The sequence below is a fragment of the Halomonas sp. 113 genome (genome assembly GCF_904067645.1).
In the GTDB taxonomy this organism is placed as follows: domain Bacteria; phylum Pseudomonadota; class Gammaproteobacteria; order Pseudomonadales; family Halomonadaceae; genus Vreelandella; species Vreelandella titanicae.
Map to the genome: position 1 here is coordinate 591,663 of NZ_LR881453.1, position 15,022 is coordinate 606,684.

The following is a 15,022-nucleotide window of genomic DNA, read 5'->3' on the forward strand; positions in this document are numbered from 1 at the left end:
AGCAATGCTAAGCTTTTAAAGATAAAAGCTTTAAAGACGACCGTTTTTAAAGACAAAAAAAGCCCCTGCTGGATTCCCAGCAGGGGCTTTTTTGTAGGCTAAATAAGAGGAGTATAGAGATGCGCCGTTAAGGCAGCTCTTCCTCTTCTTCGTCGAACTCTTTCTTGGTGGGAATCAAATCTTCTCGCGACAGCTTCAGTGGTAGCAGTAGCGCCGCAGCAATATAGATAGACGAGAACGTACCCACAACGATGCCGACCAGCAGCGCAATGGCGAAATTCTCAATCATATCCCCGCCCAATAGCAGCAGAGCGAGCAGTACCAGAATGGTGGTGCCCGAGGTTGCCAAGGTGCGCGAGAGCGTGGCGTTAATCGCTTCGTTGAAGATCTGCGGCATATCGTCGATACGCGAAGTGCGGATGGCTTCGCGGACGCGATCATAAACCACGATGGTATCGTTCAACGAGTAGCCGATAACTGCCAGGATGGCTGCCAAGACGGTAAGGTCGAAATCGAGCTGAAACAGAGCGAACACGCCCACTACGATAATCACATCGTGCAGCAGTGCCAGCAGTGCGCCAATCGCAAACTTGTACTGAAAGCGGAAGGCCACATAGAGCATGACCACGCCGAGCGCTACCAGCAGACCCAAGCCACTCTGGTCACGCAGTTGGTCACCTACCTGGGAACCAACAAACTCAGAGCGAACAAGGTCAACGCTATTACCACTCGCGCGTAGCAGGTTTACTACCTCGCCGCCTACATCAGCGTCAAACGCCTGCTGGAGACGAATCAAGACTTCGGTTGATGCCCCAAAGGTTTGCACCGAGACATCTTGAAAGCCGCTCTCTTCGAGCAGCACACGAATAGCGTCCAGGGAGGGCGCAGCGCCGTAGCGCACCTCAATCAGCGTACCGCCAGTAAAGTCCAGCCCTAGGTTGAGCTGCTGGAACAGGATGGCGCCAATCGACACGATCAGTAACACAGCGGAGACGGCAAACGCGATGTTGCGCCGTCCCATAAAGTCGATTCGCAGGTGTGATAGGGGTTTCATTACCACCTCTTCAGTTCTGGGCTAAGCACGTGGTTTAAATTCATGCTTTTCAAATCCATGCTCTTTAAATCCACAGCTTTTTGACGGGTTTGCTGCCATAGGCCAAGTTGACCATGGCGCGAGTCACCATCAGAGCGGTGAACAGCGACGTCAAAATGCCGATAGAGAGCGTGACGGCGAACCCTTTCACCGGGCCGGAGCCAATCGAGAACAGGATAACGGCCACCAGCAGCGTGGTGATGTTAGCGTCAACGATGGAGGTGAAGGCGCGCTCATAGCCGGCTTGGATCGCTTGCTGAACTGACATGCCGTTACGCAGCTCTTCACGTATTCGCTCGAAAATCAGCACGTTGGCATCTACCGCCATGCCCAGTGTCAGTACGATACCGGCAATACCTGGCAGCGTCAGCGTGGCGCCCAGCATCGACATCACCGCGACCAGCAGTGTTAAGTTCAGCGCCAGGGCGATATTGGCAAACACGCCAAACACCTTATAGCGCACCAGCATAAACAGCACGACCAGCAGCAAGCCAATCTGTACCGAGAGCAGGCCCCGCTCAATGTTTTCAGCGCCCAGGCTTGGCCCAATGGTGCGTTCTTGGACGAAGTAGATGGGAGCCGCAAGGGAGCCCGAACGCAGCAGCAACGCCAGCTCAGCGGCTTCTGTCGGCGAATCCAAACCGGTGATCCGGAAGCTGTTGCCAAGCGCACTTTGAATAGTGGCCAAACTGATCAGGCCGCGCTCAACGTAAGGCTCGCGCTCAATGGTCTCTTCGCCCGTTTCCGGGTCGACCACCACGGTGTCTTCACTCTTATGCTCGATGAACAGCACCGCCATATTGCGGCCGATATTGGTGCGTGTGGCACGGTTCATTAGCGTACCGCCGGTGCCGTCCAGATCAATATTGACCTGCGGGCGACCATTCTCATCAAAGCTGTTGCTGGCACTGGAGACACTATCGCCGGTAATGATCACGTCGCGCATTAGCTCGGCAGAGCGCGAAGGCTCATTTCGGAAGGTGAGGGTTTCCGTTTCGTTATCCGGCGTATCGTTGCGCGCTTCCAGGCGGAACTCCAGGTTCGCCGTTGCGCCGACAATACGCTTGGCCGCCACGGTGTCCTGGATGCCCGGCAGCTCCACCACGATCTGGTTGGGGCCTTGGCGCTGCACCATAGGCTCAGCCACGCCCAGCTCATTGACCCGGTTGCGTAGGGTGGTCAAGTTCTGGTTGATCGCGTAATCCTGAATTTCGTTTACCGATTGATCGCTAAGCGTCATTACCAGCGTTGAAGCGCGGCCATCGCCTTCACTGCTGTATTCAAATTCAGGAAAGTCACGGCTGATCAGGCTGCGGGCCGTATCGCGGTCTTCGGCGCTGGCAAAATCGATCGACAGCGTGCGCTCCTCGATATCGGTATTACGATAGCGAATCCGCTCGTCGCGTAGCAGCTCACGCATGGCGCTGGCGTTGACTTCCAGACGCTGGGTCAGCGCGGCGTCCATATCCACTTCGAGCAGGAAGTGCACGCCACCGCGCAAATCAAGGCCCAGCGTCATGGGGGAAGCAGAGAATGCCTGTAGCCATTCTGGCGTTGCTTCGGCGAGGTTTAGCGCTACCGTCGCATCATCGCCTAAAAGGTCAGCGGCAATGTCGCGAGCAGGAAGTTGATCGTCATCGTGGCGTAAACGAATAAGCCACTGCCCGTTCTCTTCTTCGAGGGCTTTGATCTCAATATCGTGTTCGCTGAGCGCGGTTTCAACACGGTCTATCTGACGCGCATCCAGCGAGTCGCCTTGGGCGCTGCTAATTTGGATGGCGGGATCTTCGGGGAATAGATTGGGAAGCGAGTAGATAAGGCCAACCACCAGGACGACCAGTATCAGCAGATACTTCCACAGGGGGTAACGGTTGAGCATGCAAGCCCTGCCTTCAATTACAAACGGAATGCTGTGCACGGACACGCCGCGCACAGCAAAGTTCACCATCATTCATACCATGTCACCCCTGCCGGGGTGGCTGGCACTGGCTCGGCAGGGGTATTACAAGGTTTAGATGGACTTGATGGTGCCTTTAGGCAGTACGGCGGCAACGGCGTTCTTCTGCACGTTAACTTCGGTGCCTTCAGAGATCTCGATGGTCAGGAATTCGTCGCTCACCTTAGTGATACGACCTACCAAACCGCCGCCAATAACGATCTCATCGCCTTTGTCCAGGTTGGTGACCAGCTGCTTGTGCTGCTTGGCGCGCTTGGCTTGCGGGCGCCACAACAGGAAGTAAAAAATCAGCACGAAACCGACCAGCATGACGATTTGCGCAATACCACCGCCAGCGGCGGCTTCTTGGGCATGGGCTGGTGAGATGAAGAAATCCAGCATTGCAGAGAACTCCTGAGTTAGAAAAGCTTAGGTTTTTAGATGCTTGGTTTTGAAAGCTTGGTTTGTAAAAAGCCTGGTTTTTAAAACATAGCCAAACAGTTTAAACCACGCGCCAAGGCGCGTGGCGATTAATTCGTCAGGGCTGGCTTAGCGGAGGCACTGGCAAGCCACGCCGCGCATAGAAGCCTTCCACAAAGGTCGTCAATGTACCCGCTTCAATTGCCGCGCGCAAATCGGCCATCACACGCTGGTAGTAACGTAAGTTGTGGATGGTGTTGAGCATCGAGCCGAGCATTTCATTGCAGCGATCCAAATGGTGCAAGTAGCCTCGTGAGAAATTCTGGCAAGTATGGCAATCACACTCTTCATCAAGCGGGCGGGTGTCAAAACGGTGCTTAGCGTTACGAATTTTGACCGTGCCTTCCGAGGTGAACAGGTGGCCGTTACGCGCGTTGCGGGTGGGCATTACGCAATCGAACATATCCACACCCCGGCGCACGCCTTCCACCAGGTCTTCGGGTTTGCCGACGCCCATTAGGTAGCGAGGCATCTCATCCGGCATCCAGGTGGGCAGGTAGTCGAGCACCTTGATCATCTCTTCTTTCGGTTCGCCGACGGAAAGCCCGCCAATCGCCAAACCATCAAAGCCGATTTCCAGCAGCCCTTTGAGCGAGCGTTCGCGCAGCTCAGGGTGCATGCCGCCCTGAATGATGCCGAACAGCGCGGAAGGCGAGTCGCCATGGGCATCCCGCGAGCGTTTGGCCCAGCGCAGCGATAGCTCCATGGATTTCTCGGCTTCGTCAAACGTGGCCGGGTAGGGCGTGCACTCGTCAAAGATCATCACCACATCGGAGCCCAGCGAACGCTGAACCGCCATGGACTCTTCCGGGCCCATAAAGACTTTGCTGCCATCCACCGGCGAGCGGAAGTGCACGCCCTGCTCGGTGATCTTGCGCGTCTCACCGAGGGAGAAGACCTGAAAACCGCCGGAGTCGGTCAGAATCGGTTTGTCCCACTGGGCGAAGTCATGCAGGTCGCCGTGAGCTTCAATCACCTCGGTGCCAGGGCGCAGCCACAGGTGAAAGGTGTTGCCGAGGATGATTTCGGCGCCGATCTCTTTGACGGAATCGGGCGTCATGCCTTTCACCGTGCCGTAGGTGCCTACTGGCATAAACGCCGGGGTCTCCACTGTGCCACGGGGGAAGTGGAGGCGGCCACGGCGCGCACGGCCATCGTCGGCCAAGCGCTCAAAGCGCATAAAGCATTCGTTTCGCATATAAAGTAACTCGTTAATCTCGTTCGTTTGGCGCGACGGGTGCAGGGCAAGCGGGTCAACAATCAGCAGCAATACCTAGCGTGTCAACAGCATGGCGTCGCCATAGCTAAAGAACGCATAGCGCTCGGCCACTGCCCGTTGATAGGCGTGCATGATGGTGTCATAGCCCACGAAGGAGGACACCAGCATTAGCAGCGTCGATTCCGGTAGGTGGAAATTGGTAATTAAAGCATCCACGCAGCGCCACTGGTAACCGGGGTAGATGAAAATGTCGGTATCGCCACTATAAGGCGCGATCTGTCCGTCGCTACTTTTCATGCAGGCGCTTTCCAGGCAACGCACGCTGGTGGTGCCCACTGCCACCACCCGCTTGCCTGCTGCCAGGGTCTCGCGCACTTGCTGGCAGGTAGCTTCCGTGACCTCAATCCACTCGCTGTGCATATGGTGTTCAAGGATGTTGTCGACGCGCACCGGCTGAAAAGTGCCCGCGCCCACATGCAGCGTCACAAAGGCACGGTTAATGCCTTTATCGGCAAGGGCGTCCAGCAGTGGCTGATCAAAATGCAGCCCGGCGGTCGGCGCCGCTACTGCACCATCACACCGGGCATAGACGGTTTGGTAACGCTCACGGTCGCTGAGTTCGTCTTCCCGGGTAATATACGGTGGCAGTGGCATATGGCCGTGCTTTTCAAGCAGCGCGATCATCGGCGTATCGCCTAAAAAGCGCAGCTCGAACAGGGCATCACGGCGGCCTTCTACGATGGCGTGAATATCGCCCTCGAAAATCAGCTCGGTGCCGGGCTTCGGCGACTTACTCGAACGAATATGCGCCAAGCCACGGTGAGCATCCAGCGGGCGCTCCAGTAACATCTCCACTTTGCCGCCGCTGGCCTTATGGCCGTGCAGGCGCGCCGGAATCACCCGGGTGTCGTTAAACACCAACAGGTCGCCGGGCTCCAGAAGCTCAAGCAAATCGGGAAAGCGGCGGTGTTCCAGCGCGCCGCTCTGTCCATCCACGCACAGCAAACGGCAGTCGCTACGCTGTTCAGAAGGGTAGCGAGCAATTAATTCGTCGGGTAGTTCGTAATGAAAATCGGAGCGTTGCATGGAGATGGAAACGTTTCGCTAGGAGAGTGAAGAGAGCCGAGCGTCATACCCGGAGAAAAAGTCCATACAGGATACTCGACTACTTGTTTGAAGTCAGGCGTATCACTCAGAGGTTTATATCGAGGTGGTGGAAAAGGGGTAAATTCGACAGATTTCGTTGATTAATCGAGAGGCTGCGAGCGATAGGGGTCGATGCTGCCGCACGATGAGGTGTGATTCGGCCTCGATAAACACCTGATGGGCGATGGGTAGCGCTACAAGCTGGCTTCGTGCAAGTTCATGTTTGAGCGCCACCGCTGGCATAAACGTCACTGCGTGCCCAGCGCTTACGTACTGTTTAAGGGTTGCTAGCGAGTTGCTGACTAGGCTAGGTGTAAAGTGGCGTTTATCGATTATTTCCACGGTGTCGACTAACTGACGCAGACCATATCCCTTGGATATTAACCCCAGAGGATATTGGAGAACGTCGTCCAGTGAGAGTGGCAAGGATCGCTTATTTAAGGGGTGGTCAGGATGCATAACCGCACATACCGGTTGACGCGCTGAGGCGATCGATTGAACACCAGGTAAAAGGCGTGGAGAGTAGGCCAGCCCTATATGTGCATCACCTTCCATAACCCGCGTGACTACCTGATTTACGCTCGCGTGGGTCACTTCAAAATACAGTTTCGGGTGTTGCTGGGAAAAATTATTGATCACTTCGCTCATAAGCGTGGCGCTGTAGCCTTCGCTAATCGCTAAGCGAAGCGATCCTCGGCTGAGGTTGTCGAGCTCGGAAAAATCACTTAGCAGTGCAGATTCAGCGGCTTGGCGCTCTCGATGAAAATCAAGCAGTAACTCCCCCGCTTCGGTGGCGCGTACACCTCGCCCATGCCGCTCCAACAGCCTTACCCCCAGTTCCGCTTCCAGGCGTGCGATTTGACGGCTAATAACGGAGGCTTCGATATCCAGTTTGTCCGCCGCGCGACGGATAGAACCTTGCGTCATCGCCTCAAAGGCGTAGCGCATTCGACGCGAATTAAACCCTTCATTATTCAGCGGTGCGTGAGATGACATGCCAGATACCGGTGGTTGGGAAGCAGCGTTGCTCAAAGGGCAACAGTTTCATCATGCATCGGTCATTGCTTGTCTGTCTATGCCACGCCTAGAGTGAAAAACATGATGCTGCTGCACTGCGTCATATACTTAAGTCTAGGAGAAGGGATGAACATTCTGATCGCTGGATTTCAGCATGAAACTAATACGTTCGCACCTACCAAAGCCACCTACGCGAGTTTTGTTCAAGGAGGTGGTTTTCCCGCGTTATGTCGAGGTGAAGCTTTACTTGAACTCGAAGAAGTAAACATACCCATTGGTGGGTTTATCACGGCGGCTAAGACGGATGGGTATCACCTTTTGCCGATCGTATGGGCTGCTACAAGCCCTTCAGCGCACGTCACTAAAGACGCTTTTGAACGCATTGCCGGTGAAATAACTGCCGCTGCCTCGTCTAGAGCTTTTGACGCTATTTATCTCGACCTACACGGCGCAATGGTTTGCGAACATCTTGCTGATGGCGAGGGTGAACTGTTGGCTAGACTGCGTGAGATCGTGGGCAGCGAACTACCGATAGTGGCTAGTCTTGACCTCCACGCCAATGTTACCCAGCGCATGCTTGAAGCCGCGACGGGCCTAGTGGCCTTCCGCACTTATCCACATGTGGATATGGCTGAAACGGGCGCCCGCACCATGGCGCTGCTCAAACGTATCTTCGATGGCGAGACATTGCACCTCGCATCGCGGCGCATTCCTTTCCTTATTCCTATCTCCGCTGGCAGTACCTTTCTTGAACCAGCCCAGAGTGTCTATCACGGGCTTAGCGAACATGACCAGCGCAGTAACGGCGTGTGTTCATTCGCTGCTGGCTTTCCCGCAGCGGACTTTGCTGAATGCGGCCCAGTCGTTTGGGGGTATGGACCCGGCCGTGAGCGACTAGAGGCTGAAGTGGCGCGGCTTGCTGACGAAATCGTCACTCTTGAGGCGCGCTGGAAAGTCCCTTTCCTGACGCCTAAAGAGGCCATTGCTGAAGCGATGCGGCTTGCTAATGGTGAAAGCCGACCAGTGGTTATTGCTGATACCCAGGACAACCCGGGTGCTGGGGGCGATGCAACCACTACCGGTATGTTGCGTGCGCTGGTGGAAGCGGATGCCCAAGACGCCGCCTTAGGGTTGATTTGTGACCCTGAGGCGGCTGCCAAAGCACATGCTGCGGGTGAGAGCGCGCGCATTTTCCTGGCGCTGGGCGGTGAGCCAAGTGTTGGCGATGCACCACTGGAAGCCGAGTTCGAGGTGGTGCGCCTGAGCGATGGCCGCTGTCGTTTCGACGGCCCAATGATGCACGGCAATCAGGTCGATCTTGGCCCCAGTGCGCAGTTAAGAGTAGGCGGCGTGGCGATCTTAGTGACCAGTCGTAAGAGCCAACTACTAGATCGCAACCTGCTGCGCATGGTGGGTATTGAACCTGAGATGAAGAAGATTTTAGTGCTCAAAAGCTCGGTGCATTTCCGCGCCGATTTTCAGCCCATCGCCGCGGCTATTTTGATCGCCAAATCGCCCGGCCCAATGGCGGCTGACCCCGGTGAGTTGCCTTGGCAATGCCTAGCACCGGGTATCCGCACTCGCCCCATGGGGGAGCCTTTTGTCCCTCCAGCGGAGGCTTCCTAGTCTGATGTGATTAGCCACTCTGAGTAGTTCCACCACCAAGAAAAAAAGAGGTATCGCGATGCAATCTACAGTAGTGATTAAATCGTCTCCTGGCATGGTTCGAACCCTGCTAAGTGCAGCGCTGCTTGGCCTTGGTGCCATGTCATTGGCTGCCGAGAGTCAGGCGCAAACCGTCAACGCGGTGATGCACTCGGGGGTACGGATCATTGATCCAATCCTTACCACGGCGCATATCACCCGTAATCACGGCTATATGGTTTTCGATACCCTGCTCGGCATGGATGAAGAGTTTCAGCCGCAGCCGCAGATGGCCGATTGGGAAATATCCGACGATGGCATGGTGTACACCTTCACGCTGCGCGACGGGCTCACTTGGCACGATGGCGAGGCGGTCACCGCTGCCGATTGTGTGGCTTCGCTTGAGCGTTGGGCAAAGCGCGATTCCGGTGGCTTGATGTTGATGAATCATGTCGAATCGCTAGAAGCCAGCGACGAACACACCATTACCCTGACCTTATCTTCGCCGTTCAGCTACGTTCTCGAGCTGCTTGCCAAACCCTCTTCTGTACCCGCCTTTATGATGCCCGAGAGGCTAGCTAATACGAGCCCCGAAGAGGCTATTCCAGAGCAGATTGGTTCGGGGCCGTTCCGGTTTGTCGTCGACGAATTTCAGCCGGGTAATCGGGTGGTGTATGCCAAGTTTGAGGAGTATGTGCCTCGTGATGAGCCGCCAAGTTGGACCGCGGGTGGCAAGGTGGTCAATGTTGATCGTGTTGAGTGGATCACCATGCCTGATCAGCAAACCGCTATTAACGCACTAGGCAGTGGCGATATTGATTTTATAGAGAATGTGCCGCTTGATTTGGCGCCGCTGCTTGAAACCAATGACGACCTGACCCTTGAAACACTTAGCGTGATGGGCAGCCAAACCATGGGGCGGATGAATTTCCTCTACCCTCCGTTTGATGATGTGCGTATTCGCCAAGCGGCGATGCTGGCGATGAATCAAGAGGATGTGCTTGCTGCCCTGATTGGCAACGCTGACTACTATGAAACGTGCGGCTCTTTCTTCGGTTGCACAACGCCATTAGGCAGCGATGCTGGCACCGATACATGGATGGCTACCGGCGACCTTGACCGAGCTCGTGAGCTACTGGAAGAGGCGGGGTATGACGACACCCCAGTGGTTATCCTGCAGCCCACTGATGTCGCAACCGTCTCTCCCCAGCCGGTGGTAGCTGCGCAAGCGCTGCGCCAGGCCGGTTTCAATGTTGAGATGCAGCCGATGGACTGGCAGACCCTGGTAACGCGGCGTGCCAGTCAGAATGATCCGGCGGATGGAGGCTGGAACATGTTCTTTACCAACTGGATTATTCCTGAAGTCTGGAATCCTATCGTCAACCCGATGCTCAACGCCCAAGGGCGAGAGGGTAGTTTCTTCGGCTGGCCCAAGGATGAAGAGCTGGAAGCCATGCGCCTGGATTTCGCCATGGCTGAGAGTGACGAAGAGCGAGAGCGCATCGCAGAAGCGATCCAAGTCCATGCGCTTGAGCAAGTTATCTATGTGCCGCTAGGTGACTATCGCTCGGTCTCCTCCTGGTCCAACCAGCTCGGCGGTGTGCTCAAAGGGCCTGTGCCAGTGTTCTGGAATATGACTAAGAGCGAATAAGGTTTTGCCAGTGCGTGAGGGACACTACGTTCGCGAGTGAGCCTGCGCACTGACCTTATTATTCGACCATGCCTATCCACAACACATAGCAGGTGTCGCATGTTCGCTTACTTCATTCGCCGTATTTTAGCTTCGATCCCCGTTATGCTGGTGGTGGCGCTGTTTGTCTTCCTATTGCTGCGCCTCTCGCCAGGCGATCCGGCGGCAATTATTGCTGGGGACATGGCGAGCCCCGCTCAACTCGCCAATATTCGAACGGCATTAGGGCTCGACCAGCCGCTGCATATCCAGTTCTTTGTTTGGCTTGGAGAGCTGGTACGCGGCAATTTCGGGACATCGCTGATTTCCCAGACCCCAGTACTGACGATGATCGGGCAGCGCCTAGAACCGACCGTCAGTTTGGCGGTGGTGGCGATACTGTTTACCGTGGTTATCTCTGTTCCGCTAGGGGTCATCGCCGCCTGGCGCCATGGGCGCTTTCTCGACAACCTGGTGATGTCGGCCTCGGTAGTAGGTTTTTCGGTGCCGGTATTCGTGATTGGGTATTTATTGATTCAGCTGTTTGCCCTTGAACTGGGCTGGCTGCCGGTGCAGGGCTTTCGAAGTCTTAGCGAGGGAATTGCCCCTTTTGCCAGTCGCATCGTGCTGCCAGCACTGACGCTCTCTTCGATCTATATCGCGCTCATCACGCGTATGACCCGCGCCAGTATGCTTGAAGTCCTTGACGAGGATTATATCCGCACCGCCCGCGCCAAAGGACTTGCCGAGCGTGCGGTGCTCTTCCGCCATGCCCTGCGTAATGCGGCGGTACCGATCCTGACCGTGATCGGTACCGGCTTTGCACTCATGATTTCTGGGGTCGTGGTCACCGAGAGTGTATTCAATATTCCCGGCCTGGGGCGGCTGATAGTGGACGCTGTACTGGCTCGCGACTACCCGGTGATCCAGGCGTTGATTCTACTCACTGCCGGGCTCTACGTGATTATCAATCTACTGATCGATCTCTCCTACGCGATCACCGACCCGAGGATTCGCTACTGATGCATGCCTCGCACTCCCACTTTACCGTCGCCCCCGAAGGGCGCAGCGTTAGCCGCCTACTGTCGCGGCTAAGCCAGACTCGCCCGCAGGGAGTTACCCTGGCCGCTGGCCTTGTGCTGATCTTGATCGTCGCTGTCGCCCTGTTTGCACCTTGGCTAGCGAATCATGACCCACTGACGCTGTCTCCCGCTAACCGCCTGAAACCCATGGGGAGTGAGTACTGGCTCGGCACCGACCCTTATGGTCGTGATCTCTACTCACGGATTGTCTATGGCGCCCACGTGTCGCTGACTGTGGGGCTTGGGGTGGCCGTAACCAGTATCGCGATAGGCCTACCACTAGGGTTGTTGGCGGGTTACTTCCGAACCATTGACGCGATATTGATGCGCATTATGGATGGGTTGATGGCAATCCCTGGCATTCTGCTGGCGATTGCCATTGTCTCACTTACCAGCGCCTCACTATGGACGGTGATGATCGCGATTATGGTTCCCGAGATCCCCCAAGTGGTGCGGCTGGTGCGTTCGCGGGTACTGGCTACTCGCGAAGAGTCGTTCGTGGAGGCCGCGATACTGATGGGAACCTCCACACCGAAGCTGCTGTGGCGTCATTTGATGCCGAGCACGCTGGCCCCGCTAATCGTGCAGGGCACCTATATCTGTGCCTCCGCCATTCTCACCGAAGCCATTCTCTCTTTTCTTGGCGCGGGGATCGGCACTGAGACACCTTCATGGGGCAATATTATGTCTGAAGGACGAGTCTACTTTCAGCTTAAACCTTCGCTTATCTTCTGGGCCGGGCTGCTGCTATCGGCCTGCATTCTGTCGATTAACCTGCTCGGCGATAGCGCCCGCGATGCACTCGACCCGAAGATGAAACGGAGAATGTCATGATGGCCGACACCCCGATACTTGAGGTTGAAAATCTGGTCGTCGAGACCGCTGGGCGCAAGCCTACGCGTATTCTGGACGCTATCTCATTCACCATTGGCGCTGGCGAGACGCTGTGCCTGGTGGGGGAGAGCGGTTCGGGTAAATCGGTCACCTCGCTTGCTACAATGGGACTGCTGCCCCCTGGAGCACTGGTCGCCCGCAGTGGGCAGATCCGGCTTGCCGGGGAAAATGTACTCGCCGCCACACCGGCACAGTTACGAGCCCTGCGAGGGCGGCATATGGCGATGATTTTTCAGGAGCCGATGACCGCGCTTAACCCGGTGCTAAGTGTAGGCCGCCAGCTTGACGAAGTGCTGTGCCAGCACACCTCACAAACAGCCCAGCAGCGCCGTGCCCGAGTGCTCGAAGTGTTTGAACAGGTTCACCTTCCTGACGTTGAGCGTATCTATACAAGCTACCCTCATCAGCTCTCGGGCGGCCAGCGCCAGCGCATCATGATCGCCATGGCACTGCTGCTTAAACCTCAGTTGCTGATTGCCGACGAGCCTACCACCGCCTTGGATGTGACGACCCAGCATCAGATTCTGGCGTTGATCAAGGAACTCCAGCGCGAGCATGGTACCGCTGTGTTGTTTATCACCCACGACATGGGGGTGGTGGTGGATATCGCTGACCGGGTATGCGTAATGCATCGCGGCCAGTTGGTTGAGAGCGGCCCTGTTCGTCAGGTGCTTGGTAACCCCCAAGAGGCTTACACCCAGCGCCTGCTGGCCGCAGTGCCCAGTCTTGTACCACGTGTGCCACGGGAGGCCACAAGCAATAAAACGGTGCTGGAAGTGCAGTCGCTTGAGAAAGTATTCAATACTAGCCAGGGCGTGGTGCGCTGGCTGCGTAAGCCCGTCGTGCCGACCCGCGCTGTGGATGATGTCAGCTTTGTGCTCAAGCGCGGGCGAACGTTAGGTATCGTCGGGGAATCGGGGTCTGGAAAGTCGACGCTGGCGCGCTGCGTCATGCGCCTGATCACTCCCACTGGCGGCAATATTCGGGTCAGCGGTAAGCAGATCACCGAACTGCCCAAATCGATGCTCAAGCCCCACCGCAAACGCATTCAAATGATCTTTCAGGATCCCAATCGCTCGCTTAACCCGCGTATGACGGTGGGGCAGAGCCTGACCGAAGGGCTGACCAACTACGGCACGCCACGCCGCGAGGCCCTGGCTCGCGGGCGTGAACTGCTCGAACTGGTAGGCCTGCCGATTGATGCCATTGATCGCTATCCCCACCAGTTTTCGGGTGGTCAGCGCCAACGTATCGCCATCGCGCGCGCATTGGCCATGGAGCCGGAGGTCATCGTGGCCGACGAGGCGGTCTCGGCCCTTGATGTTTCGGTGCAGGCTCAAGTGCTCACGCTGCTCAATGAAATCCAGCTTCGGCTGGGTATTGCGGTGCTGTTTATTACCCACGATTTGCGCGTCGCCGCGCAGATTTGCGACGACGTGCTGGTGATGCAGCGTGGGCGACTGATCGAATATGGTCCCGCAGCACAGGTGCTTGGCCAACCCCAGGCTGAGTACACGCGGCAACTGATGGAAGCCGCACCGGGGCGTGGATGGGACTTCACCGCCGGTGCACCGATTAAACCTCGGGTCAGCCAGGTTGAGGCGCACTGATACTGATGATTCGTCATCCCACATGGAGAACAAGATGACTACGATTGCTCGCATAGAAGAGTACGGCGATGATCTACGCGCTATCCGCCATGATTTGCACGCGCACCCCGAAATTGGATTTGAAGAGCAACGGACTTCCTCCATCGTTGCTCAACTGCTCAAGCAGTATGGTGTTGAGGAAATTCACACCGGGATCGCCACCACCGGGGTGGTTGGCTTAATTCATGGACGTCTTGGCCAGGGGAAGCGAATCGGGCTACGCGCCGATATGGATGCATTACCCATGGAGGAAGAGAGCGGGTTGCCATACAGCTCCGTGAATGCGGGGCGCTTCCACGGCTGTGGCCACGACGGGCATACCACCATGCTACTGGGCACCGCCCGCTATCTTGCCGAAACTCGCAACTTTGCTGGCACCGTCGTGCTGATTTTTCAGCCAGCGGAAGAGGGGCTGGGGGGCGCTCGCCGAATGATAGCGGAAGGGCTTTTTGAGCGTTTTCCCTGCGATGAAATCTATGGGCTTCACAACTCTCCTCAACATGCCCCCGGCGAAGTAGCGCTTTGTGCAGGCCCTGCGATGGCGGGTGCCGACTTTTTTGATATTACCGTGACTGGGCAAGGAAGCCATGGGGCGATGCCACACTATTCCCGCGACCCTGTGGTAGTGAGCGGAGCATTGATCCAGACGCTTCAGAGTGTGGTTAGCCGTAATATCAATCCCCACGATCCAGTGGTGCTCTCGATCACTCAGGTGCACTCTGGTTCGGCCTATAACGTTATCCCCCAGACGGCCACCCTTGCAGGCACCGTAAGGACCTTTTCCGACAGGGTTCGTGAGCAAACCCGTGAGCGTATGCGCACGCTGGTCGCTGGCATTGCGGCGAGCTATGAAGTTGATATCGATATCGAGATTCGTGATGTATTTAGCGTGCTGGAGAACGCACCCGTGCAGACGGAGCTGCTCGCCGACGCCGCTCGGGAAATCGTCGGCGAGGCCAATGTCAGCACTGATAACAAGCCATTGATGGGCAGTGAGGATTTCGCGGATATGCTCAAGGTTGTCCCTGGAGCCTACTGCTGGGTAGGTCACAGCGGCAATATACCGGTGCATAACCCGGCCTTCGTACTCGGCGACGATATCCTGCCGATTGGGGCCAGTCTATTTTCACGACTGATTGAGCGACGGCTCTCCCCCGAACACTGAATTTTACGGATGTGACTGATTACAGCAC

At 56.4% G+C, this 15,022-nt stretch carries 12 protein-coding genes; 6 read left to right on the forward strand and 6 right to left on the reverse strand.

The window, feature by feature from the left end; translation table 11 throughout:
- Positions 1–127: 127 nt before the first annotated feature.
- The 6 genes from secF to YERSI8AC_RS03005 form a co-directional block, all read right to left on the reverse strand.
- Positions 128–1,054 carry a protein translocase subunit SecF gene (gene secF, locus YERSI8AC_RS02980; RefSeq protein ID WP_022520069.1) on the reverse strand — a complete coding sequence of 309 codons (927 nt, stop codon included), beginning with the start codon at positions 1,052–1,054 and terminating at the stop codon, positions 128–130.
- Between the two features lie 64 nt (positions 1,055–1,118).
- Positions 1,119–2,972, reverse strand: coding sequence for a protein translocase subunit SecD (secD, locus tag YERSI8AC_RS02985; RefSeq protein WP_053857131.1), 1,854 nt, complete (start codon positions 2,970–2,972; stop codon positions 1,119–1,121).
- 132 nt (positions 2,973–3,104) lie between these two features.
- Positions 3,105–3,431 (reverse strand): preprotein translocase subunit YajC, encoded by a 327-nt coding sequence (gene yajC / locus YERSI8AC_RS02990; protein ID WP_007111584.1) that lies wholly within the window; start codon positions 3,429–3,431, stop codon positions 3,105–3,107.
- A 136-nt stretch (positions 3,432–3,567) separates the two neighbouring features.
- Positions 3,568–4,689, reverse strand: coding sequence for a tRNA guanosine(34) transglycosylase Tgt (tgt, locus tag YERSI8AC_RS02995; RefSeq protein ID WP_027957421.1), 1,122 nt, complete (start codon positions 4,687–4,689; stop codon positions 3,568–3,570).
- Between the two features lie 93 nt (positions 4,690–4,782).
- Positions 4,783–5,814, reverse strand: coding sequence for a tRNA preQ1(34) S-adenosylmethionine ribosyltransferase-isomerase QueA (gene queA, locus YERSI8AC_RS03000; protein ID WP_159176043.1), 1,032 nt, complete (start codon positions 5,812–5,814; stop codon positions 4,783–4,785).
- Positions 5,815–5,928: 114 nt separating this feature from the next.
- A complete protein-coding gene (locus YERSI8AC_RS03005; RefSeq protein ID WP_159176044.1) occupies positions 5,929–6,870 on the reverse strand; it encodes a LysR family transcriptional regulator in 942 nt (313 codons plus the stop codon).
- A gap of 147 nt (positions 6,871–7,017) precedes the next feature.
- Between YERSI8AC_RS03005 and YERSI8AC_RS03010 the strand changes: the two genes are divergently transcribed.
- The 6 genes from YERSI8AC_RS03010 to YERSI8AC_RS03035 all read left to right on the forward strand — a co-directional run bounded on the left by YERSI8AC_RS03010 (position 7,018) and on the right by YERSI8AC_RS03035 (position 14,994).
- Positions 7,018–8,517: a M81 family metallopeptidase gene (locus YERSI8AC_RS03010; RefSeq protein ID WP_159176045.1), complete on the forward strand. Its 1,500-nt coding sequence runs from the start codon at positions 7,018–7,020 to the stop codon at positions 8,515–8,517.
- 58 nt (positions 8,518–8,575) lie between these two features.
- Positions 8,576–10,186, forward strand: coding sequence for an ABC transporter substrate-binding protein (locus YERSI8AC_RS03015; protein WP_201304173.1), 1,611 nt, complete (start codon positions 8,576–8,578; stop codon positions 10,184–10,186).
- Positions 10,187–10,285: 99 nt separating this feature from the next.
- The gene (locus YERSI8AC_RS03020; RefSeq protein ID WP_159176046.1) at positions 10,286–11,227 is read left to right on the forward strand and encodes an ABC transporter permease; all 942 of its coding nucleotides are present in this window, start codon (positions 10,286–10,288) and stop codon (positions 11,225–11,227) included.
- Positions 11,227–12,120 carry an ABC transporter permease gene (locus YERSI8AC_RS03025; protein ID WP_159176047.1) on the forward strand — a complete coding sequence of 298 codons (894 nt, stop codon included), beginning with the start codon at positions 11,227–11,229 and terminating at the stop codon, positions 12,118–12,120. The genes YERSI8AC_RS03020 and YERSI8AC_RS03025 overlap by 1 nt, the downstream gene beginning before the upstream one ends.
- Complete coding sequence (locus YERSI8AC_RS03030) at positions 12,117–13,790, forward strand: ABC transporter ATP-binding protein (RefSeq protein WP_236557227.1); 1,674 nt, start codon at positions 12,117–12,119, stop codon at positions 13,788–13,790. The genes YERSI8AC_RS03025 and YERSI8AC_RS03030 overlap by 4 nt, the downstream gene beginning before the upstream one ends.
- Positions 13,791–13,824: 34 nt before the next feature.
- On the forward strand, positions 13,825–14,994 hold the full coding sequence (locus tag YERSI8AC_RS03035; protein WP_159176048.1) for a M20 aminoacylase family protein: 1,170 nt from the start codon (positions 13,825–13,827) through the stop codon (positions 14,992–14,994).
- Positions 14,995–15,022: the final 28 nt, after the last annotated feature.

Bases quoted from the DNA above. Each gene is read 5' to 3' on its own strand.
- secF (WP_022520069.1), bottom strand. From the start codon at position 1,054: ATGAAACCCCTATCACACCTGCGAATCGACTTTATGGGACGGCGCAAC.
- secD (WP_053857131.1), bottom strand. From the start codon at position 2,972: ATGCTCAACCGTTACCCCCTGTGGAAGTATCTGCTGATACTGGTCGTC.
- yajC (WP_007111584.1), bottom strand. From the start codon at position 3,431: ATGCTGGATTTCTTCATCTCACCAGCCCATGCCCAAGAAGCCGCCGCT.
- tgt (WP_027957421.1), bottom strand. From the start codon at position 4,689: ATGCGCTTTGAGCGCTTGGCCGACGATGGCCGTGCGCGCCGTGGCCGC.
- queA (WP_159176043.1), bottom strand. From the start codon at position 5,814: ATGCAACGCTCCGATTTTCATTACGAACTACCCGACGAATTAATTGCT.
- YERSI8AC_RS03005 (WP_159176044.1), bottom strand. From the start codon at position 6,870: ATGTCATCTCACGCACCGCTGAATAATGAAGGGTTTAATTCGCGTCGA.
- YERSI8AC_RS03010 (WP_159176045.1), top strand. From the start codon at position 7,018: ATGAACATTCTGATCGCTGGATTTCAGCATGAAACTAATACGTTCGCA.
- YERSI8AC_RS03015 (WP_201304173.1), top strand. From the start codon at position 8,576: ATGCAATCTACAGTAGTGATTAAATCGTCTCCTGGCATGGTTCGAACC.
- YERSI8AC_RS03020 (WP_159176046.1), top strand. From the start codon at position 10,286: ATGTTCGCTTACTTCATTCGCCGTATTTTAGCTTCGATCCCCGTTATG.
- YERSI8AC_RS03025 (WP_159176047.1), top strand. From the start codon at position 11,227: ATGCATGCCTCGCACTCCCACTTTACCGTCGCCCCCGAAGGGCGCAGC.
- YERSI8AC_RS03030 (WP_236557227.1), top strand. From the start codon at position 12,117: ATGATGGCCGACACCCCGATACTTGAGGTTGAAAATCTGGTCGTCGAG.
- YERSI8AC_RS03035 (WP_159176048.1), top strand. From the start codon at position 13,825: ATGACTACGATTGCTCGCATAGAAGAGTACGGCGATGATCTACGCGCT.